This is a genomic window from Neisseria sp. HMSC067G12 (assembly GCF_001812725.1).
GTDB lineage: Bacteria > Pseudomonadota > Gammaproteobacteria > Burkholderiales > Neisseriaceae > Neisseria > Neisseria perflava.
Genome location: NZ_KV810201.1, coordinates 171,230 through 194,361 on the forward strand (window position 1 = coordinate 171,230; position 23,132 = coordinate 194,361).

Consider the following 23,132-nt stretch of genomic DNA (forward strand, 5'->3'; position numbering starts at 1 on the left):
GAACCTATGAATTTTATCCGTTCCGTCGGGGCAAAAACCCTCGGCTTCATCCAATCGCTGGGCAGCATTACGCTGTTTTTCCTGCATATCCTGGCCAAATCAGGTACGGCGTTTACCCGTCCTCGCCTGAGCATCCGCCAGGTTTACTTTGCAGGCGTGTTGTCTGTCCTGATTGTTGCTGTGTCCGGCCTGTTTGTCGGCATGGTATTGGGCTTGCAGGGCTATACGCAGCTGGCAAAATTCAAATCCGCCGATATTTTGGGCTATATGGTTGCCGCTTCCCTGTTGCGCGAATTAGGTCCCGTATTGGCGGCCATCCTGTTTGCCAGCAGCGCGGGCGGTGCCATGACCAGCGAAATCGGCTTGATGAAAACCACCGAGCAGCTTGAAGCAATGAACGTGATGGCGGTCGACCCCGTGGCACGCGTAGTTGCGCCGCGCTTTTGGGCGGGCGTGTTTTCCATGCCTTTGCTGGCTTCGATTTTCAACGTTGCCGGTATTTACGGCGCGTATTTGGTCGGCGTCGAATGGCTGGGTTTGGACGGCGGTATTTTCTGGTCGCAAATGCAAAACAACATTACCTTCCATTACGACGTACTCAACGGCTTAATCAAATCCGCCGCTTTCGGCGTAGCCGTTACGCTGATCGCCGTACATCAGGGTTTCCACTGCGTACCGACCTCCGAAGGTATTTTGCGCGCCAGTACACGCACGGTAGTGTCTTCCGCCCTGACCATCCTCGCCGTCGACTTCATCTTGACCGCATGGATGTTTACCGACTAAAGGCCGTCTGAAACGACACTTAAAAAGAATGAAACAAGGACAATAGCACATGAAAAAAAATGCTTTGGAATTTTGGGTAGGACTGTTTGTCTTACTGGGCGCGGCCGCTATCGGCTTTCTCGCCTTCCGCGCCGCCGGCGGACAATCGTTCGGCAAATCCTCTCAAACCTACACCGTCTATGCCGATTTCAGCGACATCGGCGGCTTGAAAACCAACGCTCCGGTCAAATCCGCAGGCGTACTGGTCGGCCGCGTTGCCTCCATTCAGCTCGACCCTAAATCCTATCAGGCAAAAGTCGCCCTCAATCTGGACAGCCAATATCAGTTCAGCAGCGACGTTTCCGCACAAATCCTGACTTCAGGCCTGTTGGGCGAACAATACATCGGCCTGCAACAAGGTGGCGATACCGATTCTTTGGCGGCAGGCGACACCATTACCGTCACCAGCTCCGCCATGGTTTTGGAAAACCTTATCGGCAAATTCATGACCAGCTTTGCCGAGAAAAACGCAGATGGTGAATCTGCCGGTCAAAACAAACAATAAACACATATCCACTCAATATTCAGGACACTCCCATGAAAAAAACTTCCTTCATCAGCGCATTGAGCATCGGCGTATTGAGCATCAGCATGGCCTTTGCCTCTCCTGCCGACGCAGTCAACCAAGTCCGTGAAAACTCCGTTCAAGTGCTGAAAATCCTCAACAGCGGCGACGCCAACACTGCACGCCAAAAAGCTGAAGCCTACGCCATCCCTTACTTCGACTTCCAACGCATGACCGCTTTGGCCGTCGGCAATCCGTGGCGCACTGCGACTGACGCACAAAAACAAGCGTTGACCAAAGAGTTCCAAACCCTGCTGATCCGCACCTACTCCGGCACCATGCTGAAATTCAAAAACGCCAAGGTCAACATCAAAGACAACCCGGTCGTAAACAAAGGCGGTAAAGAAATCGTTGTCCGCGCCGAAATCAACGTTTCCGGCCAAAAACCGGTCAACATGGACTTCACCACCTACCAAAGCGGCAGCAGATACCGCGCATACAATGTCGCAGTCGAAGGCGCAAGCTTGGTTACCGTATACCGCAACCAATTCGGCGAAACCATCAAAGCCAAAGGTATTGATGGTCTGATTGCCGACTTGAAAGCCAAAAACGGCGGTAAATAATCCACCCCCGCACCATGCCGCCTGATGTTCAGACGGCATGGTGCCTTACATCATAAAGACACCATGCAAACAGAAATCCGCAACGGCACGCTCTACATCAGCGGCGACGTTACCGTCAAAACCCTGACTGCCTCCGCCTTTGCGCGCTACGAACAACAATGCCGTCTGAAAGAAACAGACAGCATAGACTTCAGCCAAGTAGGCAAAGCAGATTCCGCCTGCGTTTCCCTGCTGCTCAACGCTCTGCGCCGGACAGACAAAAAACCGACCATTCAAAACATTCCCGATTCCGTCCGCGCACTGGCCGAACTTTACGAAATCAAAGACTGGTTGCAATCATGAAAAAAACCACCGCTTCCCTCTGCCTCATCATCAGCCTTGCCTCCGCTCCCGCACTTGCCGAACGCAATCCGGCCGACCCTTACGAAGGCTACAATCGCACCGTTTCCAAGTTCAACGACAAAGCAGACAAATACGTCCTTTCCCCTGTAGCACGCGGCTATCGCAAAGTAACGCCCAAACCGGTGCGTACCGGCGTGAGCAACTTCTTCAACAACCTGCGCGATGTTGTCAGCTTCGGCAGCAACGTTCTGCGCCTTGACATCAAACGCGCTAGCGAAGACCTCGTCCGCGTCGGCATCAACACCACCTTCGGCCTTGGCGGTTTAATCGACGTAGCCGGTGCAGGCGGCGTACCCAGCAATAAAAACACCCTCGGCGACACCTTCGCCTCATGGGGCTGGAAAAACAGCAACTACTTCGTCGTCCCCCTGCTCGGCCCGTCTACCGTACGCGATACCGTCGGCAACGCCATTACCACCGTCTATCCGGTTAAAAATGCCATCTTCCACACCAGCGCAGGACGCTGGGGTACAACCGGCCAGCAAGCCATCAACACCCGCGAAGAGCTCCTCGACCTGACCGACAGCCTCGAAGGCGCAGCCATCGACAAATACAGCTACACACGCGACCTTTACATGAAAGTCCGCAGCCAACAAACCGGCGGCACGCTCCCTCAAAGCGAAGACGACAACATCGACATTGATGACTTAGTGGACAGCAATGCCACTTCCGAGCCGGTAGCAGCACCCCAAACTGCTCCGGCAGAAATCCCCGATACAGCCAATCCCCAAACCCTGTATCAAACACCATCAGAAAATCCCTGATTATTCCCAAAAATAAAGGCCGTCTGAAATTCAGACGGCCTTTATCCCCCAAAAGATAGCCAGTCCACCACCTTTGCTATATCATTCAACTATACAGAAACCAAGGAAAACACCATGTACGAAGTCAACCGCAGCGTCTTCCTGCTTATCCCCCTCGATCCATTTTGGAACTGGCTGAAATCCCTGCCCGGCAATCACTTGGATGGCCTGACGCTTGAAGATATCCAAGCCGATGCCAATTCCTACCTCGTTCGCCCGTGCGAAACCGCCGACGAAGTATGGGACGAAATCGAAGCACGCTTTGAAGACATTTTTGCTGCCGAATTGGCCGACTGGTGCGAAGACGAAAGCGAATGGCCTGATTTGGACGCCGACATTTTCAACGAATGGTTCGATATCCAACTCTCCACCGTGATTACCGACCTCGAACACGAACCCATCGCACGCGAAGAGTTCCAACCCATCAATCTCAACTGATGAAACTGACCGTCCGCAACTACCACCTCGACGGCTACGGCCACGTCAACAATGCGCGCTATCTCGAATTTCTCGAAGAAGCGCGCTGGACGTTTTTTCAAGAGCATGACCTTCTGTCCGAACTCGAAGGCATCATGCTCGTTGTTGCACGTATCGATATCCGCTACCGCCGCCCGTCGCTTGAAGGCGATGTTTTGACCTTTACAGGCCGTCTGAAAGACATCGGCACACGCCACATCATCCTCAGCCAAACCGCGACCCTACCCAACGGCAAAGCCGCCATCGAAGCCGAAGTTACCCTTATGCCCGTCAGCAGCGAAAGCGGCCGCAGCATCAGCGTTCCCCAAACCTTAGCTCACGCAATTCAAAACCTCGAATCATGAAAAAAATACTCACACTCCTTGTCGTTGCCACGATTGGCGCGCTTCTTGCCTTCGTCCTTATCCCCAGCAACAAAGCCGCCCCTGATTTCGCCCTGCCTGACCTGCAAGGCAAAACCATTACCAACGCCGACTTGAAAGGCAAAGTCACCCTCATCAACTTCTGGTTTCCCTCCTGCCCTGGCTGCGTGAGCGAGATGCCTAAAATCATCAAAACCGCCCAAGATTATCAAGGCAAAAACTTCCAAGTCCTCGGCATCGCCCAGCCCATCGACCCTATTGAGAGCGTCCATCAGTACGTCAAAGAATACGGCCTGCCTTTCACCGTCATATACGATGCCGACAAAACTGCCGCAAAAGCCTTTGGTACACAGGTTTACCCGACTTCCGTCCTGATCGACAAAAACGGCAACATCCTCAAAACCTACGTTGGCGAACCCAATTTCTCCCAACTCTATCAAGAAATCGACCAAGCCCTCGCCCAATAAATCCAAGGCCGTCTGAAACCATATTTCAGACGGCCTAAAACCGAAATATCCTTTATAATAAGCAACATTTTATCCGTTCAGACACCAAGCTCCTCTATCAACGAAGGCCGTCTGAAACAACCGAATACCCATAAGAGAACATCATGAAATTTATCGACGAAGCAAAAATCGAAGTCGCCGCAGGCAAAGGCGGTAATGGCGCAACCAGTTTCCGCCGCGAAAAATTCGTACCCCGAGGCGGCCCTGACGGCGGCGACGGTGGCAAAGGCGGCAGCGTTTGGGCAGAAGCCGATGAAAACACCAACACCCTCGTCGAATACCGCTTCGTCAAACGCTACCAAGCCAAAAACGGCGAAAAAGGCCACGGCTCCGACCGCTATGGCGCAGGTGCGGACGACATCGTCCTCAAAATGCCCGTCGGCACCCTTATCCGCGACCTCGATACAGACGAAATCGTTGCCGACCTCACTCACCACGGCCAGCGCGTCTGCCTCGCCAAAGGCGGCAAAGGCGGCTTGGGCAACATCCACTTCAAATCCTCCGTCAACCGCGCGCCCAAACAATCCACGCCCGGCGAAGAAGGCGAAACCCGTTCCCTGCAACTCGAGCTTAAAGTCCTCGCCGATGTCGGCTTGTTAGGCATGCCCAACGCCGGTAAATCCACCCTGATTACCGCCGTATCCGCCGCACGCCCCAAAATCGCCAACTACCCCTTCACCACCCTGCATCCGAATTTAGGCGTCGTGCGCATCGACGAAAACCACAGCTTCGTCATGGCCGACATCCCCGGCCTGATTGAAGGCGCGGCAGAAGGCGCAGGCCTAGGCCACCGCTTCCTCAAACACTTATCGCGCACCGGCCTGCTGTTGCACGTCGTCGATTTGGCGCCCTTTGACGAAGCCGTCAACCCCGCCGAAGAAGCACTCGCCATCATCAACGAATTACGCAAATACGACGAAGAGCTCTACGACAAACCGCGCTGGCTGGTGCTGAACAAACTCGACATGCTCGATGAAGAAGAAGCCCAAGAACGCACCACCGCCTTCCTCGAAGCCATCGGCTGGGACTATCCGAAACCAGACGACCGCTTCCAATTTGACATGGAAACCCCGCGCCTCTTCCAAATCAGCGCCCTGACCCACCAAGGCACACAGGAATTGGTACACCAAATCAACCAATACCTGACCGAGAAAAAACGCATCGAAGCCGAGAAAGCCGAAGCGGAGCAGGCAGCGGCAAAAGCCGAAATTGTGGCAAATCAGCCAAAAACGAATACTAACGTTTTACAGGCTGAATAAAGTTTCAGGTGGCATTTCTGCGTGAAATCCCACCCAAAAATAAAAACAAAGGAAAATTTGATGAATCCAGAAAATATATTTGTTTCTTCTTCAAACGACACACCTATGATGCAACAGGATTTTGACGAATTGAAACAAGCCGTTGCCCTGCTGACCAGTCCGTCATTAACTGCCAAAATGACGGCAATAGTCGGTTCGCCTGTGGAGTACCTATTAGACAAGCTACCCAAAGGTGCGGCAGACAAAGTTAATCAAATTATTCAGACAGCATTGCATAAAGTATTCGATGCCAGTGCATCCACTATGAATAGTGAGAAAACTGAAGCCTCTACTAAAACTCATAAATTAATGGCAGGCGTAACGGGTGCGGTTGGTGGTTTTTTCGGCTTCACTGCTTTGGCAGCCGAGTTGCCAATTTCCACCGCCATTATGATGCGTTCCATTTTGGACGTAGCACGCAGTGAAGGTTTCAACATCAACGATTACCAAACCAAATTGGAATGTATTGCCGTCTTCGGTTTTACCGTCAATGAAGACAAAGATGATGACAGCGCTGAAAGCGGTTATTATGCCAGCCGTATCGCATTGAGCCAAATCATGAACGTAACCTCAAAAGAACTACTTGTTTTGACACAGGGTACAACTGCCAAAGTGATTGACACTTCGACTATCGGCAAAGCATTAGCTCAAATCATTCAGGCTGTTGCCACACGTTTGGGCGTTCCGCTTACCGAAAAAGTGGCAGCGCAATTAGTTCCTGGCATCGGTGCAGTTGCAGGTGCAACCCTAAACGTCATGTTTACTGATTTTTATCAAGACATCGCTCGCGGACATTTTATTGTCAAACGCTTAGAAAGCAAATATGGCGAAAGCCATGTCCGCCAGCAGTTTAATCTGATTCGTCATCAAAATATATTATCATCACAATAACCTATTGAATATGCTAACCATCTACAACACCCTTACCCGTCAAAAAGAACCCTTCACCCCCATCGATCCTGCCAACGTGCGTATGTACGTTTGCGGCATGACGGTTTACGACTACTGCCATCTCGGCCATGCCCGCGTGATGGTGGTGTTTGACATGATTGCGCGCTGGCTGCGCGAGTGCGGCTATCCGCTCACTTATGTGCGCAACATTACCGACATCGACGACAAAATCATTGCCCGTGCGGCTGAAAACGGCGAAACCATCGGCGAGCTGACTGCGCGTTTCATTCAGGCTATGCACGAAGATGCCGATGCTTTGGGTGTGTTGCGTCCGGATATTGAGCCGAAGGCAACAGAAAACATTCCGCAGATGATTGCCATGATTGAAACCCTGATTCAAAACGGCAAGGCATATCCTGCCGCAAACGGCGACGTTTACTACGCCGTGCGCGAGTTTTCCGCTTACGGCCAATTATCGGGCAAATCGCTAGACGACCTGCGTGCAGGCGAGCGCGTGGAAGTGGACGGTTTCAAACGCGATCCGCTTGATTTTGTGTTGTGGAAAGCGGCCAAAGTAGGCGAACCGGCATGGGAAAGCCCTTGGGGTAACGGCCGTCCGGGTTGGCATATTGAATGCTCTGCCATGAGTGAAAACCTGTTCGGCGATACTTTCGATATTCACGGCGGCGGCGCGGACTTGCAGTTCCCGCACCATGAAAATGAAATCGCCCAAAGCGTCGGTGCCAGCGGTCATACCTGTGGCCACGACCACGCGCAAACCCACCACGGTCGAAGCATCGCCAGCCACGTCAAATACTGGCTGCACAATGGCTTTATCCGCGTGGATGGCGAAAAAATGTCCAAATCGTTGGGCAACTTCTTCACCATCCGCGAAGTGTTGAAACAATACGACCCTGAAGTCGTGCGTTTCTTCATCCTGCGCGCCCACTACCGCAGCCCGTTGAACTACTCCGACGCGCATTTGGACGACGCAAAAGGCGCGCTGACCCGTCTGTACACCACGTTGAAAAACACACCAGCGGCTGAGTTTGATTTATCTGAAAACGCCAATGACTACACCCGCCGCTTCTACGCCGCCATGAACGACGATTTTGGTACGGTTGAAGCCGTTGCCGTGTTGTTTGAACTGGCAGGCGAAGTGAACAAAACCAATGATGTATACCTCGCCGGCTGCCTGAAAGCTTTGGGTGGCATCATCGGCCTGCTGCAACGTGATCCGACCGAGTTTCTGCAAGGCGGCGCGGTTTCAGACGGCCTGTCCAACGAGGAAATCGACGATTTGATCGCCCGCCGCAAACAGGCGCGCGCGGATAAAAACTGGGCAGAGTCCGACCGCATCCGCGACCTTCTGAACGAACACAAAATCATTCTGGAAGACAACGCCGGCGGTACGACTTGGCGCCGCGGTTGATTTTATGGCATAGATAAAAGGCCGTCTGAAACTGTTTTCAGACGGCCTTTTTAATTTTGTTATTTCAAAAAGGGCGCAAACATCGCGCCCTTTGTTTAACACATCATTTCACTTATGCGCCAAATACTTTCAGACGGCCTTCGATTGGTTGGAAGGCTTTTTCACCGGCTGAAGCCGCGATACCGCCAATCACCATTTGCGCACGCAACAACCAGCTTTCCGGCAAGTTCCATTCTTTGGCAATGGCCGCATCAGGCAGTGGATTGTAGTGTTGTAGATTGGCGCCGATACCGGCAGCCGCCAATGTTGTCCACACAGCATATTGAACCATGGCATTTGCCTGATCCGCCCAGATCGGGAAGTTGGCCGCATAAGATGGGAACTGCTCTTGCAAGCCTTTGACAACATCTTGATCTTCAAAGAACAAAACTGTCGCCGCGCCTGCTTTAAACAAGTTCAGTTTTTGCGCAGTGGCTTCAAACTGCTCGGCAGGAACAATTGCACGCAAAGCTTCTTCAACAAAATGCCACACTTTGGCATGTTCTTCGCCAAACAATACGACCACTCGGGCAGATTGCGAATTGAAAGAAGACGGCGTATGCAAAACGGCGTGTTCGATGATTTTGGTTACTTCCTCATTGGACAGAGGCAGGGTGTTGCTCAATGCATAGATAGAACGACGGGTTTCAGCAGCTTGTTGCAAAACAGAATAAGTCATGATCTTTTCCTTAAATTAATCTTTATCTTTACCAAAAGCGTTATCCAAAGCCCACGCTCCGCCACCGACTACTGCCAGATACAGGAACACGAAGCAGAACAAAACGGCAGATTCGCCATGGTTGGCCAATGGGAACAAAACATTACCAGAAGACGCGTGGGCCATAAAGTAGGCGGCTGCCATCTGACCGGACAAAACAAACGCGGCCGGACGCGTAAACAGGCCCAATATCAATAAGATACCACCGACAATTTCCAAAACACCGGCCACCAGCATCAAGCCTTCGGGCGCACCGCCCATAGACATCGGAAAACTGAAAAACTTGGCCGTACCATGCAGCAAAAACAGATACGCCGCAACAATACGCAAGACAGACAATACAACAGGTTGGAATGATTTGAGGGCTGACATCTTAATAATCCTTATTTTAATGGCTACCTGAAGAGGTATGGAGCAATTTCAATAAGTGCAGTATAGATAATTCCCAGTAAGAGATATATACTCGAATTATTGATACAACGTTTCCTAATAAGAAATAATGGATACCCTATTTAGCCTAAAAGTTTTCCGCCAAGTTGTTCAAAGCGGCAGCTTTACCCGTGCCGCCGATCAGCTCGATATCTCCACCGCCATGGCCAGCAAACACGTCAGCCATCTGGAAAACACCATTCAAGCCAAGCTCTTACACCGCAACAGCCGCAACCTTCATCTGACCGAAGCAGGCGAAGAATACTACCGCCAGTGCAGCTACGCGCTGGATACCTTGGACACCGCTGCCCAAAAAGCGGCAGGCGGTACCGACACGCCGCAAGGTATGTTGCGCGTTACCATGCCCCTATGGTTTGCAGGTGGCAATATGAGCGCATGGCTAGCAGAATACCGCCAGCGTTATCCCAAAGTCACGCTTGACCTCGTCCTCGACAACCGCCATATCGACCTCATTGCCGAAGGTTTCGACCTCGCCTTACGCGTTTCCAAAACCCCCTCCCCTTCGCTGATCGTCAAACCGCTGGCCAAAATCGAGTTCGTCCTGCTTGCCGCTCCCGACTATCTGGCCCGACACGGCACACCCGATACGCCCGAAGCCGTCATGCAGCATCAAGCCATCCTGCCTTCCTATACCAGTCAACAAAACTGGGAGATTACCCACCGCATTACCGGAGAAAAAGCCATTCTCCATCTCTCCCCGGTTATCCGCAGCGACAACACACTGATGATACGCGAGCTGATTAAAGCAGGCGCAGGCATAGGCTATCAGCCCCTTTGGGCAGTTCAGCAGGAATTGAAGGATGGTACATTGATCCAACTTCTGCCCGATTACACCATCTGGACAGACCAACTGAACGCCACCTATGTCGACAGGGCATTTCTCAGTGCGAAAGTACGCAGCTTTATCGACTTTCTCAATGAAAAAATATCGGAAAGATAAACATCAAGGCCGTCTGAAACACTTTTCAGACGGCCTTTAATCAAAGCAACAATCCAATCAATAATTGGTCGAGCAGAACTGTTCGCGTTTGTCCGCATCGGCGGCATAGCATGTCAAACCCATGCCTGACGCATTACTGTTGTTCGCTTTCGCACCCGGTTTCTTGTTCACCAAAACCTTACCGTTTTTTCCGATTTCCACGGTTACGCCTTTGCCGTTTTTCAGCTTCCATTTCAACACTTGCGCATCGGCACTTTGGCACTTACTGACCGTACAGCCGCCTTCTGTCGCAACATTGCCGTTTTTATAAATCACGCACTGCTGCTGGCTGTCGGTACAGGCTGCATACGCAGCAACGGAGAAACAGGAAATCAGCACGGCAAACAAAACAGGTTTCATGGTTTGAACTCCTAAGGTTGTGATGATGGGTTTGTGATATTTGGAACTATACGCTTGTTTGCATGTGCCTACTACAAAATGTATCGTTAACATTCAATGGGCGCATCAGTATATCCATTCCACTAATTATCTAATTCGCCTCATACGATAAAGGCCGTCTGAACATCACTTTTCAGACGGCCTTCAATTGGTTTTCTACCTTACCGCTTCAACTTCGCAAACGCATCCGCCATTGCCGAATTGGTTGGGGCGCGGTCGTTGCGTTGGGGTTTGCGGTCGCGGCGTTCTTGATGTCGGGTTTCAGACGGCCTGTTGCCTTTGACTGTGCCGCCCGGTTCGTCATCCAAACGCATGGTGAGTGCAATGCGTTTACGCGCAGCATCGACTTCCAGCACTTTCACTTTCACCACATCTCCGGCTTTCACGACTTCGCGCGGGTCTTGAACAAATTTATTGGACAGGGCGGAGATGTGCACCAAACCGTCTTGATGGACGCCGATATCCACGAACGCGCCGAAGTTGGCGACGTTGGAGACCACGCCTTCAAGTATCATGCCGACTTGCAAGTCGCTGATTTCGTGGATGCCTTCGGCGAATGAGGCCGTCTGAAACTCGCCGCGCGGGTCGCGACCGGGTTTTTCAAGCTCGGACAGGATGTCCAGAATGGTCGGCAGGCCGAAGCGTTCGTCGGTGAAGTCGGAGGCTTTGATTTGCTTCACGCGCTCGCGGTTGCCGATGAGTTCGGCGGCGGTAATGCCTTGTTGCGCCAGCATTTTGGCGACAACAGGATAGGCTTCGGGGTGGACGGCGCTCGCGTCCAACGGCTCTTTGCCACCGTTAATCCGCAAAAAGCCTGCCGCCTGCTCGAAGGTTTTTTCGCCCAAACGCGGTACTTTCAGCAATTTTTTGCGGCTGTCGAACGCGCCGTTTTCATCGCGGTAGGCGACGATGTTTTGGGCAAGGGTTTGATTTAAGCCGGAAATTCGCGCCAAGAGCGGGGCGGAGGCGGTGTTCACGTCCACGCCGACGGCGTTCACGCAGTCTTCGACCACCGCGTCCAGCGATTTGGCGAGCTGGCTTTGGTTCACGTCGTGCTGATACTGCCCCACGCCGATGGATTTGGGGTCGATTTTGACCAACTCGGCGAGCGGGTCTTGCAGCCTGCGGGCGATGGACACCGCGCCGCGCAGGGAAACGTCCAAGTCGGGGAACTCGCGCGCCGCCAGTTCGGACGCGGAATAAATCGACGCGCCGGCTTCGGAAACGACGATTTTGTGCAGCCCCATTTCCGGCATTCCGCCCACCAGTTCGCCCGCGATTTTGTCGGTTTCGCGGCTGGCGGTGCCGTTGCCGATGGCGATAAGTTTCACGCCGTGTTGTTTAATCAGGCGCGACAACGTTGCCAACATATTGTTTTCTTGATGCAAATAGACGATGACGGTATCCAACAGCTTGCCCGTGTCGTCCACTACGGCGCATTTCACGCCGTTGCGGTAGCCGGGGTCGAGACCCAGCGTGGTCAGCCGTCCGGCGGGCGCGGCGAGCAGCAAGTCTTTGAGATTGCGGGCGAACACGGTAATCGCGTCGGTGTCGGCGGCTTCTTTCAGACGGCCTAGGGCTTCAAGTTCCAACGACAAAAAGATTTTTGCGCGCCAAGTCAGGCGCACGGTATCACGCAGCCATTTGTGGCCGTCTGAAACCTTGAAACGGCGGGCGATGATTTGCTCGTATTCGCTTCGCTGCGTAATCGGCGTGTCGTCGGGCTGGTATTTGAGCGCGATGTTCAAAATGCCTTCGTTGCGGCCGCGCAAAACCGCCAGCGCGCGGTGGCTGGGCATGGTGCGGACGGGTTCGCGGTGGTTGAAATAATCACTGAATTTTTCGCCTTCGGTTTCTTTGCCTTCAACGACTTGCGCGTGGATTTCGGCTTCGTTCCACAACTTATCGCGCAGCGTGCCGATGAGTTCTGCGTCTTCGGCAAACTGCTCCATCAGAATCGCGCGCGCGCCGTCCAACGCGGCTTTTACGTCAGGGACGTTTTCGTTCAGGTAGTCCTGTGCGGCGGCTTCAACATCCTGCGGCTGCTCAGCAAGCAACACGTCCGCCAGCGGCTGCAAACCGTGTTCGCGTGCGATTTGCGCTTTGGTGCGGCGTTTGGGTTTGTAGGGCAGATACAGGTCTTCCAGCGCGGTTTTGTTGTCGACGGCTTCAATTTGCGCCCTGAGGTCGTCTGAAAGCTTGCCTTGCTCTTCAATGCTTTTTAAAACAACGGTTTTGCGCTCTTCCAATTCGCGCAGATATTGCAACCGCTCGGCAAGCTGGCGCAGCTGCGTATCATCTAGCCCGCCTGTAGCTTCTTTACGGTAACGCGCGATAAAAGGTACGGTTGCGCCATCATCTAAAAGCTCAATCGCAGCATTGATTTGCGCGGCAGTGGCGGAGAGTTCTTGGGAGAGGATTTGAGTAATGTTCATCAATAGAATTCCAACGGACAGGCCGTCTGAAATTTCAGACGGCCTGATTTAAAAAACAATCGCTTTAAGGCAGCGAATTATAATATTCGTAGGCTTTGTCCATATCTTCAAACTGGTGCATATGCCCTTTTTCCAGCACCATCGCATTATCGCAATATTGCTTCATGGCGCTGTGGCTGTGCGACACCAAAATGATGGAACGGTCTTTGCGCTTTTCAAACAACTCGTACTTACATTTATCGGCAAAGCGCGAGTCGCCAACCGCAATCACTTCGTCAATCAGATAGCAATCAAACTCTACCGCCAACGACAAAGCAAATGCCAAACGCGCCTTCATACCTGAAGAATAACGCTTAACCGGCTCGTAAAGATATTGCCCTAGCTCGGAAAACTCTTCGGTAAAGTTCTTCACATAATCGATATCGACATTGTAAATCCGGCAGATGAAACGCAAATTGTCCATACCGGTCAGGCTGCCTTGAAACGCACCGGAGAATGCCAAAGGCCAAGAAATACTCATCGTCCGCTTGATTTCACCCGTGGTCGGCGGCTCAACGCCACTGATCAAACGGATGAGCGTCGATTTACCTGCACCGTTGCGGCCGAGAATACCGATTTTCTCGCCCTTCTCCATTTTGAAGTTGATATCGTGCAAGACTGTCCGCCAACCTTGGCGGGTCAGATAGCGTTTGGAAACGTGTTCAACTGAAATCATTGCGGCTCAACCCCTTTGCTGAATCTCGCCACCATCGCCAAACCAAGCAGCAGCAAAACTAAATTACACAACAAAATATACCAAGGATTTTCGTAAGTCGTAACGCTGTTACCAAAATATCCGGCACGGAACATTTCTGTACCATGCACCATCGGAAGCATCAGCACATAGTGTTGCAACTGCTGAGGCAGGTTGTGTACGAAGAAAAACACGCCGGACAAAGGCATCATCACAAAACTGATGGTACTCCAAACTTTGCCAAACGGCTCAAAGTGAAACGCCACCGAACAGATGACCAGCCCCAATCCAACGGCAAACATTGCCATCAAAAGCCAAGCCAACAACATATAGAAAATATCTGCCGGTACATCAATCCAGCCGATGACGACCAATGCAGCCATAATCACAACCTGCGCAATGGTGGCACCGGCAATCTCCAACAACATACGCGCAAAAATGGTATCTAAAACACGTACATTTCGGTGATACAGCAGGCTTGTGTTGGCCGCAATCGAACCGATGGCGCGATTAGAGGCATTACGCCACATCATCATCATCGGATAGCCTGTCAGCGTGAAAGCCACGATATTCAAAGCCGACACGTTGTGCATGCGGAAAAACTTCCACATCAACACCATAACCAAAGTCAGCAGCAAAGGTTCGACAAATAACCACAAAAAACCAATGTTATTACGACCGTAGCGAGTAATAATTTCACGCATTAAGAGCGCGCCGATTACCCTTTTTTGGATAAGCAGCGACTCCAAAAACGATGTTTTATGTAGCTCTTTCATCAGTTTTTATGCTCACGGATACTTGCAGACAGCAACACGGCAATGCCATAGACAATCAAACCGATGACAAACGTTGCCACAATGTTGTACAGACGGTTTGGTTCATGCGCCAAGTCAGGTTTGTTCGGCTGGGAAATCACTTCCAAATACAATTGCTGACGATCTGCTTCCGCTTTCGCACTTTCCAAAGAAGTCATCGCTGCAGCCAATTGTTTCTCAGCCAATTCGTTTTCCAAATACACGCGCTGATATTCCGCCGCCTGATTGGACAACGAACCCTCGCCACCGCCGGAAATCGCTTTCATTTGTTGCGAGATTTCTTTACGCAAGCTCTTTTCACGCGCAATCAAACCTGGAATTTGCGGGTTTTCAGGCGTAACGGCTTTTACCTGGTCAAGCTGAGTTTGAATGACAATCAACTCGTCCTGCAATTTGGATACCAAACCCATTTGCACATCGGATTGCGCCTTCAAGTCAAAAATACCGTTGGACACACGGAATTTTGTCAATTGAGCCGAAGCTTCTTTAACTTTCTCTTCAGCCGAATTGACCACTTCCTGAGCATAACGAATCGTATCCTGACGCGCACGTTCGTTCAGCTGGTTGATCAATACCTCACCCTGTTTGAGCAAAGCATCATTGATCTTTTGAGATTCACCGGCATTGAAAGATGTAACGCTCAAATTAGAAATGCCTGAGACAGAGTCAAAATGGATGGATACCTTATCGCGGTAGTATTGATAAAACGCTTCATCCTCGCCACGCAGGCCAAAACCATTAAAACGGCTGAAAATGTCGCCTTCTTTTTCATAAAAATCACGAACGGGCATTTTCTTACGCAACGCGTCCAAAGCCGAACGCGACTGCATATATTCCTGCACGGTATAAATATCGTCTTGCGCACGAGAGAAACCAGACCCCTGCAAAATAGCGCCCAAGCCGTTCAAAGACGATTGGCTTTTAGGAGAACGCACCACAAAGCTGGACTGGGATGTGAACTGATCAGAAGCAAATAGTCCGTAATACACACCGGAACACAAAGTCGGCACGATAACCGTTACCCAAAGCAACGGATTAATCTTACGCAACCAAGACTTTTTGGCCTTTTTCTTTTCGGGAGCCGGTTGTTCCGGTTTCACATCCACATTTGCAGAAACTTGCTCAGACATTATTTTCCCCATCAGTTCACTAAATTATTAATACTGTTCGCACCGCTAACCACAGGCGAGAACACAAATGACAAGAACTTGCGTACTTCGGCCATCGGTGCATTCGATACGTACACCACGTCCTTATCCTTCACAGGGAAACGCTGCATCCAAAACATAGAATTCGCATCTGCCAGGTTCAAACGGTAGACCACAGGAATCTCCGCACGATCGCCATAACCCTTTTCAACCCATTTAGATTGTTTCTCAGGAGGCAGCTCGGACAAAGGCGCATAACGGAATACAAATACGCCGCGCGCATCTGCACTATAATCCTGCAGACCGCCCATACGTCCCACAGCCTCAGCCAAAGATAAGCCCTTCACAGAGAAACCAATCTGCTGCGTATGACCGACCGCACCCATAGACGTAAACGTGCTTGGATTAGTAATCATTGTGACTACATCACCGCGGCGCAACAAAATATTTTGACGCGGATGCGCCACCAAGTCTTCCAAAGCAATCGTTCTGACAACATTGCCACGTGTCAGCTGTACGTTCGTATCCTGAACATTCGCAGTCGAACCGCCCACGGCAGCCACCGCATCCAACACACGCTCGCCTGCAGCCGTCAAAGGCATACGCACACTGTTACCCGCGCGGATAACCGATACATTCGCCGCATTGTTTTGCACCATGCGCACCATTACCTGCGGCTGGTTTGCCATTTTTTTCAGACGGCCTTTAATAATGTTTTGCACCTGAACCGGTGTTTTACCAAGGACAGACACATCGCCAATAAACGGCACAGAAATCGTACCTGCAGAGCTGACCATCTGTTCAGGCAGCTTCGTTTGCTGCGCATTACCCGAACCGGTAGACGACAAAGCTCCGCCGAACAACACAGCCGGAGGAGCTTCCCAAATCGTAATGTCCAGCACATCACCTATATTGATAGCCCCTATTGATGATGTACCATCGCCCAACTGAGCAAATGACTGATTAACTTGCGCTTGATATAGCGACTGAGCTACCGCACCATTCACATCAATCAACTCCACCTCTGGCACTTCGGCTGTAGCCGACTGTTGCCCCAAAGCAACAACATTTCGTGTACTTGGGCCGGAAGTAGGAAGAGAAGAGCATGCAGCCAACAGACTGACACACAACAATAACATGCCCCTGCGGGTAAGACATTCTGCTTTCAACATTGATTAAATCTCACTATACTTTTAATTACGCACAGCCATTATAACACCTGATGAAATATTAGGCCGTCTGAAAACCTGACATAAGCATCAAAAGACATCACATTACAGCGAATACCGTCATGAGAAAACTTAAAAAACTGATTCGACAACCAGGTGTATTCTTCCGCGACTATCTCAACAAAAGATACCCTGTCCGAAACGCCGAACAGCGTACAACAGAGTCTGACGAACCGGTCATTATCGACAACAGCCTGTATTTAGCCGAAATTGAAAATAGTATCGACCTTCCCCCTATTAAAGTTGATGTCGTTTTCACATGGGTAAATAACCAAGATCCCAAATGGCAGAAACGTCGGCGCCAACATAGCCCTACTGCCGAACAAAACGCACTCCACAATAATGACGAAGCCCGTTTCAGCAACCACAACGAACTTTACTATTCACTTCACAGCGTGCGCACCTTCCTGTCGTGGGTCAACCATATCTACATCATTACCGACAACCAACGCCCCGACTGGCTCAATCCTGCCGACTATCCCAATGTCAGCATAATAGATCACAGTCAAATCATTGACCCGCAATACCTGCCCACCTTCAATTCGCATGTAATCGAAGCACACTTGCACAACATTCCTAATCTAAATGAACACTTCATCTATTTTAACGATGATGTATTTGTTGCCCGACCATTACCGAAGGAACATTTTTTTCACGCCAACGGGATTGCTTCACTTTTTATTGCAGACAAAAGCCTAAAACAAATGTCCGAAAGAGGAACCGACACACCCACTCTTTCCGCCTCAAAAAACTGCATCACACTATTACAACAGCACTACGACTGCCACATCGACCGTCCGTTAGTACACACCTATATTCCACTGCATAAAAGCAGCTTTCAATTTGCTTGGCAACACTACCGTACTGAGATTGAAGCCTTTTTATCCAACCGTTTCCGTTCTAACCACGATCTCAACCTTGCCACCTTCCTCGTACCTTGGCTGATGTTTTTAAACAGGAAATCTACAGTAGGTAATGAAATATGTTATTATTTTAATATCCGCTCCAACAAAGCGCCTGCCCAATATATCAAGCTCTTGGAAAATAAAAAAAATGGGCGGCAGCCACACTCTTTTTGTGCCAACGATTTTCACAGCCAGCAACAGATTGAAAACTACCAGGACAAACTGATTCAAATGCTGGAAAATTACTTCAAAACCAAATAAAAATAAAAGGTTAAAAAAAATGAACAATAAAAAATTTCGGAAGCTCTTACGAGACCCTAAACTCTTTTTCCGCGACATGTACGCCAAACGCGTAATGAAACTCAAAAAATACCTTCCCTTAAAATACGAAGGTAATAATCAATTTACAATCGTTTCAGCCGTTTATAACGTCGAAAAATACCTTGATGAATACTTTGACAGCATCGTCAAACAAAGCTTGAATTTCAAAAAACACATTCAAATCATTCTAGTAGATGATGGATCAACCGACCATTCGGCAGAAATCATCAAACGATGGCAAGCCAAGTTTCCCCAAAATATCCATTATTTTTACAAAGAAAATGGCGGCCAGGCCTCGGCACGCAATCTGGGTTTGCAACATACACAAACTGAATGGGTAGTATTTACTGACCCTGACGATTATCTTCACCCTGACTACTTCAAATCAGTAGATACTCAAATTAGCCAACATCCGTCGGCAGTAACTGTAGCTACTAATATGAAATTTTTCTTTGAAAATCAAAATATCATTAAAGATAGTCATCCTCTAAGATTCCGTTTTAACAAAACCCACGTTATTGATGTTGCCAAGCTCGATAAATTTATCAATATGTCTGCTGCCTCAACCTTTTTCAGAGTCAGCCATATTAAAAAACAGAATTTGGTGTTTGACCACAATGTTAAGCCAAACTTTGAAGATGGCAAATTTATTGCAGACTATTTATTAGATTTGCAGGACGCAAAAGCTGTGTTTGACAGAGATGCCGTCTATTTCTATCGCAAACGTGAAAGTGGCACATCCACTCTAGATACTTCTTGGCAAAAAGTAGAAAAGTTTTCTAATGTTTTTGAGTATGGCTTCTTGCCTATGCTTAAAAACTATAAAAACCGCTTAGGGTATGTACCCTCCTCAATACAAAAAACCGCATTATATGATATGGCTTGGTATATTCAACAATTGCTTAATAGACCTGAACGTCTAGATTTGTTGAATACTAAACAAAAATCACATTTTTATGATCTAATGCAGCAGGTTTTTGATTATATTGATCAAAAAAATATTATGGAATTTGGCTTAGCAGGAGTATGGCTATTCCATAAAGTTGGCATGCTTGGAATGTTCAAACAGAGCGAGCCGCCATTCCAAATCGCCTATATTGAAAACATTGATCGTGAACGCAAACAGTTCCTTATCAGCTATTTTACCTATTTCGACCAGCCATATTCTGTGCAAGCCGATGGGCGTGATCTTATTCCTGTCTATGCAAAAAGCGTGGTCAATAAGCTAAATGAACAATTATTTGTTTACGAAAAACGTTTGTGGATTCCCTATGGTGACGTTGCAGACAACGCCAAAATTAATATTCTACTTAACAAAAAAGCAATGCGAATTTCGATTAAAGGTAAAACCTTTATGCACGGCATCGCATTAAATGAACTTACCGGTTTATTTACGCCGTCTGAAAAATACCTTTCAGACGGCAGCTGGCTTTTAATGGATAGGGAAACTAAAGCTGATGACAACGCTGAGCATTTTTATCGTTATATGATGCAGAACCACCCTGAACAAACTTGCTATTTCGTACTCAACAAAACTGCCCCAGACTGGAACCGTCTCGAACAGGAAGGCTTCAAACTTGTAGAATTCGGCGGTAGTGAATATGAACAACGTTTGCGTAAAGCTGAAAAAATCATTTCTAGTCATTTGGAAAAACACATCAACAATTATTTTGGGGATTTATACGAACACAGCAAAAAATTTGTCTTTCTTCAGCACGGAGTAACTAAAGACAATCTTTCTGCATGGACAAATAGCAAACAAAACCTACACTGTTTCATTACCACTACTGAGCCAGAAAGCCGCTCGATTAAGGCTGACTTCAATACCTACAAGCTGACTGAAAAAGAAGTAGCACTAACTGGATTTCCACGCTACGACTCCTTACTATCAAAAAATAAGCCCGACAGTCGCAAGATCCTGATTATGCCAACTTGGCGCAATAACATTGTCGGTCAAAATATCGGTACAGGTAGCAATACTCGTACGCTCAACAGTGCTTTTATGGAAACTGACTATGCCCGTTACTGGCAGGCTCTGCTTCACGACCAGCGCCTGAAGGAAATGGCAGAAACCTACGGCTACGAAGTAATTTTTGCACCACACCCAAATATCGAGCCCTATTTGGAAATAATGAATGTCCCTACCTATATAAAAATCTGGAGTGGACTGCGTGAAACTGAAAGTATTCAAAATCTTTTCGGACGTTGCGCCGTATTGATTACCGACTACTCATCAGTAGCATTTGACATGGCCTATCTGAATAAGGCAATTATTTACTATCAATTTGATAAAGAAGCCTTTTTCTCTGGTACACACACCTATCAAAAAGGCTATTTCTCTTACGAAACTGACGGATTTGGCCCTATTACCATCAATCAGCATGAAACGCTGACTGAATTAGAAAACATTTTAAAATCAGGACATGCCAAACCCGAATATCTTGCTCGCATCCGCGATACTTTCCCCTTCCAGGAAGGTGGCAACTGCGAACGTGTGTATCAAGCTATTACTGCTCTTGACCATGCCGAAACCGCTGACAATCTGCCGATTTTAATCAATATGATTGAGCAAGCAGAAAATCATCAGGTATGGGACTTGGCTGCAAGCCGTATCCAAACTCTGCTTGATACAGGCCGTCTGAATGCGGAAGAAACAGCTGATTATCGCCATCGTTATCTGAATGCTTTATTTGAGAGCAAACAGTTTGATACTTTGCAAAACCTGTTACCTGATTATCCCGATACCGCAGGTTACTGGCATGCAAAAATGGACTTATATATCGGTAATGCTGTTAAAGGGGCGGAATTTTTTGCTGAAAACGAGCATATAGGAACGCAAAATGATTTACTTGTCGCATTACTTGCAGCCTCGTTTCACCAAGCAAAAAGGCCGTCTGAAAAACTGTTTGCCCGGATAGGTACAGATTTACCCGACTCATATCAACCTTTGTTAGCCGTAGCACAAAAGCTATCGGAGCAAAATTATTTTGTAGCATTGGCTTTACTGAAAACGTATATTGATAGCTTGGACGATCGTGAAAAAGGCTATCTCAAACCCGAGCTGTTGGCTTCTTACCTCTGTATGAACCTTGGTAACTTACAAGGCGCGCATCAGTTTTTGGTTGCTTTTGAAAACCATACTAAGAATGATCCAAGTTGCCGTATCGCGATTGCAAGACTGGCAAAATTACGCGGTGATTCTGAAAAACTATTTACCCAGCTTAACCGTGCCTTTGAAGAAAATCTGCTCTTAATTCCTGAAGATTTAACGGTCGATTATCTGAAAAAAATGTACGCTACCGGCAACACTGACGGCGAAGGATATCTATTGGCTCAACTGCGCCAAAAATATCCTGAGAATCCGTCTTTGGCCTTGTATGAAGCTGAAAAACTTGCCCAAAACCAAGATTGGGAGTCTGTCACCAAAATATTGGCTGATTTTGCACAAACCACACCGGAAACGATGTATCTTTATACAACTTCTTTATGCCGTCTGAAAAACCATCAGGCAGCACAACGTTATTTTGACAGTCTCTCTCTACAAGACACAGCAGCATATTGGAAACTGGCAGCTGAAATAGCCGAAGCTAAAGGTGACAAGGCATTACAGGCTGAGTGTCTGAAAAAACAATTGGCTTGTTTAGAGTAATCTCTGTCTTATCTTAAAAAAGGCCGTCTGAAAACTTTTATGTTTTCAGACGGCCTTTACTATTAGATGCACTAATCGAGTTCTACTGTTGAATTGATATAGGTAACATGATTCATTTCTGCCAAATCCTTACCTTCATCTATATCTGTGTATAAAACATTATTGCGTTCCCAAAATACATCTTTGCGTATGACTTTAGCCGGCACGCCTGCAATAACACAGTTATTAGGAAAATGTTTTTTCACTACCGAAAATGCACCAACAATACTACCGCTACCAATCTTTGTACCACCCCAAATTGTTGCGCCATAGGCTACCCACACTCTGTCTCCAATGGTAACGTCTTTAGAAATATTTAAACGTTTTCCAGTATGAACATCATAAATCGGGTGTGCATCATCAGTACGGATTTGATTATTAGTGGCAAACATACAATCTTCACCAATGGACAAGGTTGTATGTTCGGCAACAGTAATATAAACCGGATTGGTACTGGTAGTTTTACTGCCGATATTAATCGTACAGCCTACTCCCAAACACCATTGGCCTTGCATAGAAACATTTTCTCCAATATAGACTTTGCTGTCCTTGCCTAAAAATTCCAAAAATACATTACGCAAGTTTGCATTAGGGTGGATAACAACTTCATTCCCACCTCCTCCTAGAAATTGGAAATGACAGTTTCGCAGATTATCAGGTGCAGTAATTTTATTTCCGGAGGTGTCGATATAATTACCTGACATCACCTCTTTTTTGCGGCTGTTAACTACTGGCCGTTCAGAAAAATATTGTTCCGCACGCTCGGCCAATTTGATAAAGACCGCACAGGTTTGGGCAAAATCCAAAGTACTGACATCATAAATGTATACATTATCCCCATCCTGCTTAGATAAGCTGAAGTTTGGAAACATTTCTCCGATATTATCTATCTCACTTTTATTACGATAAAACAGGAAAATCTTCTGCCAATCTAAATTTAAGCTGACAGAAAATGGTGTTTCACGGTCAGATTTGAAATTGCAGTACACATTCTGCTGATAATAAATATCAACAGACGTATTTTTTAATTTGATATTTTTAAGAATTTCTTGCTGAAATTCTTCAGCCGTTTTATCTACCATTACATTCCCCAAACATGATAAATATGGTTCAAATATTAAAAAAATAGACAGTAAATTTTAAACTTACTGT

The 23,132-nt window shown here is 48.3% G+C and carries 23 protein-coding genes; 14 read left to right on the plus strand and 9 right to left on the minus strand.

All coding sequences use genetic code 11. The features are described from left to right. Positions 1 to 6: 6 nt before the first annotated feature. From mlaE to cysS, 11 genes are all read left to right on the plus strand, one after another. On the plus strand, positions 7 to 783 hold the full coding sequence (gene mlaE, locus HMPREF2871_RS05805; RefSeq protein WP_049344968.1) for a lipid asymmetry maintenance ABC transporter permease subunit MlaE: 777 nt from the start codon (positions 7 to 9) through the stop codon (positions 781 to 783). 49 nt (positions 784 to 832) lie between these two features. Continuing rightward, positions 833 to 1,327 (plus strand): outer membrane lipid asymmetry maintenance protein MlaD, encoded by a 495-nt coding sequence (gene mlaD / locus HMPREF2871_RS05810; protein ID WP_003748012.1) that lies wholly within the window; start codon positions 833 to 835, stop codon positions 1,325 to 1,327. A 32-nt stretch (positions 1,328 to 1,359) separates the two neighbouring features. Beyond that, complete coding sequence (locus tag HMPREF2871_RS05815; protein ID WP_049332874.1) at positions 1,360 to 1,950, plus strand: MlaC/ttg2D family ABC transporter substrate-binding protein; 591 nt, start codon at positions 1,360 to 1,362, stop codon at positions 1,948 to 1,950. A 63-nt stretch (positions 1,951 to 2,013) separates the two neighbouring features. Next, the gene (locus HMPREF2871_RS05820; protein WP_036493932.1) at positions 2,014 to 2,292 is read left to right on the plus strand and encodes an STAS domain-containing protein; all 279 of its coding nucleotides are present in this window, start codon (positions 2,014 to 2,016) and stop codon (positions 2,290 to 2,292) included. Continuing rightward, entirely contained in the window at positions 2,289 to 3,116 is an 828-nt protein-coding gene (locus tag HMPREF2871_RS05825; RefSeq protein WP_070629700.1) for an MlaA family lipoprotein, read from the plus strand. The genes HMPREF2871_RS05820 and HMPREF2871_RS05825 overlap by 4 nt, the downstream gene beginning before the upstream one ends. A gap of 114 nt (positions 3,117 to 3,230) precedes the next feature. Then, positions 3,231 to 3,593 (plus strand): hypothetical protein, encoded by a 363-nt coding sequence (locus HMPREF2871_RS05830; protein WP_003681812.1) that lies wholly within the window; start codon positions 3,231 to 3,233, stop codon positions 3,591 to 3,593. Beyond that, entirely contained in the window at positions 3,593 to 3,976 is a 384-nt protein-coding gene (locus HMPREF2871_RS05835; RefSeq protein ID WP_070629702.1) for an acyl-CoA thioesterase, read from the plus strand. The genes HMPREF2871_RS05830 and HMPREF2871_RS05835 overlap by 1 nt, the downstream gene beginning before the upstream one ends. Then, complete coding sequence (locus tag HMPREF2871_RS05840; protein ID WP_070629704.1) at positions 3,973 to 4,461, plus strand: peroxiredoxin family protein; 489 nt, start codon at positions 3,973 to 3,975, stop codon at positions 4,459 to 4,461. The genes HMPREF2871_RS05835 and HMPREF2871_RS05840 overlap by 4 nt, the downstream gene beginning before the upstream one ends. Before the next feature lie 143 nt (positions 4,462 to 4,604). Continuing rightward, complete coding sequence (gene obgE, locus HMPREF2871_RS05845) at positions 4,605 to 5,759, plus strand: GTPase ObgE (protein WP_070629706.1); 1,155 nt, start codon at positions 4,605 to 4,607, stop codon at positions 5,757 to 5,759. Between the two features lie 60 nt (positions 5,760 to 5,819). Next, positions 5,820 to 6,689, plus strand: a complete 870-nt coding sequence (locus HMPREF2871_RS05850) for an EcsC family protein (protein ID WP_070629708.1) — start codon at positions 5,820 to 5,822, stop codon at positions 6,687 to 6,689. A 10-nt stretch (positions 6,690 to 6,699) separates the two neighbouring features. After that, positions 6,700 to 8,121, plus strand: coding sequence for a cysteine--tRNA ligase (cysS, locus tag HMPREF2871_RS05855; RefSeq protein WP_070629711.1), 1,422 nt, complete (start codon positions 6,700 to 6,702; stop codon positions 8,119 to 8,121). A 112-nt stretch (positions 8,122 to 8,233) separates the two neighbouring features. Here the strand turns inward: cysS and HMPREF2871_RS05860 are convergent, their stop codons facing one another. Both HMPREF2871_RS05860 and HMPREF2871_RS05865 read right to left on the minus strand, forming a co-directional pair. Continuing rightward, positions 8,234 to 8,839, minus strand: coding sequence for a nitroreductase family protein (locus HMPREF2871_RS05860; RefSeq protein WP_049335801.1), 606 nt, complete (start codon positions 8,837 to 8,839; stop codon positions 8,234 to 8,236). Positions 8,840 to 8,854: 15 nt separating this feature from the next. Then, positions 8,855 to 9,250 carry a DoxX family protein gene (locus HMPREF2871_RS05865; protein WP_049335799.1) on the minus strand — a complete coding sequence of 132 codons (396 nt, stop codon included), beginning with the start codon at positions 9,248 to 9,250 and terminating at the stop codon, positions 8,855 to 8,857. A gap of 127 nt (positions 9,251 to 9,377) precedes the next feature. On the opposite strand from HMPREF2871_RS05865, the gene HMPREF2871_RS05870 reads away from it, so the two are divergent. Beyond that, complete coding sequence (locus HMPREF2871_RS05870; RefSeq protein ID WP_049335797.1) at positions 9,378 to 10,268, plus strand: LysR family transcriptional regulator; 891 nt, start codon at positions 9,378 to 9,380, stop codon at positions 10,266 to 10,268. Positions 10,269 to 10,325: 57 nt separating this feature from the next. Here HMPREF2871_RS05870 and HMPREF2871_RS05875 read toward each other — a convergent pair whose 3' ends face one another. The 6 genes from HMPREF2871_RS05875 to HMPREF2871_RS05900 form a co-directional block, all read right to left on the minus strand. Continuing rightward, complete coding sequence (locus HMPREF2871_RS05875; RefSeq protein ID WP_049335795.1) at positions 10,326 to 10,667, minus strand: hypothetical protein; 342 nt, start codon at positions 10,665 to 10,667, stop codon at positions 10,326 to 10,328. Between the two features lie 200 nt (positions 10,668 to 10,867). Next, positions 10,868 to 13,141 (minus strand): Tex family protein, encoded by a 2,274-nt coding sequence (locus HMPREF2871_RS05880; RefSeq protein ID WP_049335794.1) that lies wholly within the window; start codon positions 13,139 to 13,141, stop codon positions 10,868 to 10,870. Between the two features lie 64 nt (positions 13,142 to 13,205). Further along, positions 13,206 to 13,856 (minus strand): ABC transporter ATP-binding protein, encoded by a 651-nt coding sequence (locus HMPREF2871_RS05885; protein ID WP_036492188.1) that lies wholly within the window; start codon positions 13,854 to 13,856, stop codon positions 13,206 to 13,208. Further along, positions 13,853 to 14,650, minus strand: coding sequence for an ABC transporter permease (locus HMPREF2871_RS05890; protein WP_004519071.1), 798 nt, complete (start codon positions 14,648 to 14,650; stop codon positions 13,853 to 13,855). Before HMPREF2871_RS05890 ends, HMPREF2871_RS05885 begins: the two co-directional genes overlap by 4 nt. Next, on the minus strand, positions 14,650 to 15,819 hold the full coding sequence (locus HMPREF2871_RS05895) for a capsule biosynthesis protein (RefSeq protein WP_036492193.1): 1,170 nt from the start codon (positions 15,817 to 15,819) through the stop codon (positions 14,650 to 14,652). The genes HMPREF2871_RS05890 and HMPREF2871_RS05895 overlap by 1 nt, the downstream gene beginning before the upstream one ends. 11 nt (positions 15,820 to 15,830) lie before the next feature. Beyond that, positions 15,831 to 17,009 (minus strand): polysaccharide biosynthesis/export family protein, encoded by a 1,179-nt coding sequence (locus HMPREF2871_RS05900; protein WP_049335793.1) that lies wholly within the window; start codon positions 17,007 to 17,009, stop codon positions 15,831 to 15,833. A gap of 119 nt (positions 17,010 to 17,128) precedes the next feature. Between HMPREF2871_RS05900 and HMPREF2871_RS05905 the strand changes: the two genes are divergently transcribed. Together HMPREF2871_RS05905 and HMPREF2871_RS05910 are read left to right on the plus strand one after the other, a co-directional pair. Then, positions 17,129 to 18,232, plus strand: coding sequence for a stealth family protein (locus tag HMPREF2871_RS05905; RefSeq protein ID WP_049335791.1), 1,104 nt, complete (start codon positions 17,129 to 17,131; stop codon positions 18,230 to 18,232). Between the two features lie 19 nt (positions 18,233 to 18,251). After that, complete coding sequence (locus tag HMPREF2871_RS05910) at positions 18,252 to 21,941, plus strand: CDP-glycerol glycerophosphotransferase family protein (RefSeq protein ID WP_049335789.1); 3,690 nt, start codon at positions 18,252 to 18,254, stop codon at positions 21,939 to 21,941. A gap of 71 nt (positions 21,942 to 22,012) precedes the next feature. Here HMPREF2871_RS05910 and HMPREF2871_RS05915 read toward each other — a convergent pair whose 3' ends face one another. Then, positions 22,013 to 23,062 carry an acyltransferase gene (locus HMPREF2871_RS05915; protein ID WP_049335787.1) on the minus strand — a complete coding sequence of 350 codons (1,050 nt, stop codon included), beginning with the start codon at positions 23,060 to 23,062 and terminating at the stop codon, positions 22,013 to 22,015. Between the last annotated feature and the right edge of the window lie 70 nt (positions 23,063 to 23,132).

Coding starts and splice junctions, on each gene's coding strand:
- mlaE (WP_049344968.1), top strand. CDS start 7: ATGAATTTTATCCGTTCCGTCGGGGCAAAAACCCTCGGCTTCATCCAA.
- mlaD (WP_003748012.1), top strand. CDS start 833: ATGAAAAAAAATGCTTTGGAATTTTGGGTAGGACTGTTTGTCTTACTG.
- HMPREF2871_RS05815 (WP_049332874.1), top strand. CDS start 1,360: ATGAAAAAAACTTCCTTCATCAGCGCATTGAGCATCGGCGTATTGAGC.
- HMPREF2871_RS05820 (WP_036493932.1), top strand. CDS start 2,014: ATGCAAACAGAAATCCGCAACGGCACGCTCTACATCAGCGGCGACGTT.
- HMPREF2871_RS05825 (WP_070629700.1), top strand. CDS start 2,289: ATGAAAAAAACCACCGCTTCCCTCTGCCTCATCATCAGCCTTGCCTCC.
- HMPREF2871_RS05830 (WP_003681812.1), top strand. CDS start 3,231: ATGTACGAAGTCAACCGCAGCGTCTTCCTGCTTATCCCCCTCGATCCA.
- HMPREF2871_RS05835 (WP_070629702.1), top strand. CDS start 3,593: ATGAAACTGACCGTCCGCAACTACCACCTCGACGGCTACGGCCACGTC.
- HMPREF2871_RS05840 (WP_070629704.1), top strand. CDS start 3,973: ATGAAAAAAATACTCACACTCCTTGTCGTTGCCACGATTGGCGCGCTT.
- obgE (WP_070629706.1), top strand. CDS start 4,605: ATGAAATTTATCGACGAAGCAAAAATCGAAGTCGCCGCAGGCAAAGGC.
- HMPREF2871_RS05850 (WP_070629708.1), top strand. CDS start 5,820: ATGAATCCAGAAAATATATTTGTTTCTTCTTCAAACGACACACCTATG.
- cysS (WP_070629711.1), top strand. CDS start 6,700: ATGCTAACCATCTACAACACCCTTACCCGTCAAAAAGAACCCTTCACC.
- HMPREF2871_RS05860 (WP_049335801.1), bottom strand. CDS start 8,839: ATGACTTATTCTGTTTTGCAACAAGCTGCTGAAACCCGTCGTTCTATC.
- HMPREF2871_RS05865 (WP_049335799.1), bottom strand. CDS start 9,250: ATGTCAGCCCTCAAATCATTCCAACCTGTTGTATTGTCTGTCTTGCGT.
- HMPREF2871_RS05870 (WP_049335797.1), top strand. CDS start 9,378: ATGGATACCCTATTTAGCCTAAAAGTTTTCCGCCAAGTTGTTCAAAGC.
- HMPREF2871_RS05875 (WP_049335795.1), bottom strand. CDS start 10,667: ATGAAACCTGTTTTGTTTGCCGTGCTGATTTCCTGTTTCTCCGTTGCT.
- HMPREF2871_RS05880 (WP_049335794.1), bottom strand. CDS start 13,141: ATGAACATTACTCAAATCCTCTCCCAAGAACTCTCCGCCACTGCCGCG.
- HMPREF2871_RS05885 (WP_036492188.1), bottom strand. CDS start 13,856: ATGATTTCAGTTGAACACGTTTCCAAACGCTATCTGACCCGCCAAGGT.
- HMPREF2871_RS05890 (WP_004519071.1), bottom strand. CDS start 14,650: ATGAAAGAGCTACATAAAACATCGTTTTTGGAGTCGCTGCTTATCCAA.
- HMPREF2871_RS05895 (WP_036492193.1), bottom strand. CDS start 15,819: ATGTCTGAGCAAGTTTCTGCAAATGTGGATGTGAAACCGGAACAACCG.
- HMPREF2871_RS05900 (WP_049335793.1), bottom strand. CDS start 17,009: ATGTTGAAAGCAGAATGTCTTACCCGCAGGGGCATGTTATTGTTGTGT.
- HMPREF2871_RS05905 (WP_049335791.1), top strand. CDS start 17,129: ATGAGAAAACTTAAAAAACTGATTCGACAACCAGGTGTATTCTTCCGC.
- HMPREF2871_RS05910 (WP_049335789.1), top strand. CDS start 18,252: ATGAACAATAAAAAATTTCGGAAGCTCTTACGAGACCCTAAACTCTTT.
- HMPREF2871_RS05915 (WP_049335787.1), bottom strand. CDS start 23,062: ATGGTAGATAAAACGGCTGAAGAATTTCAGCAAGAAATTCTTAAAAAT.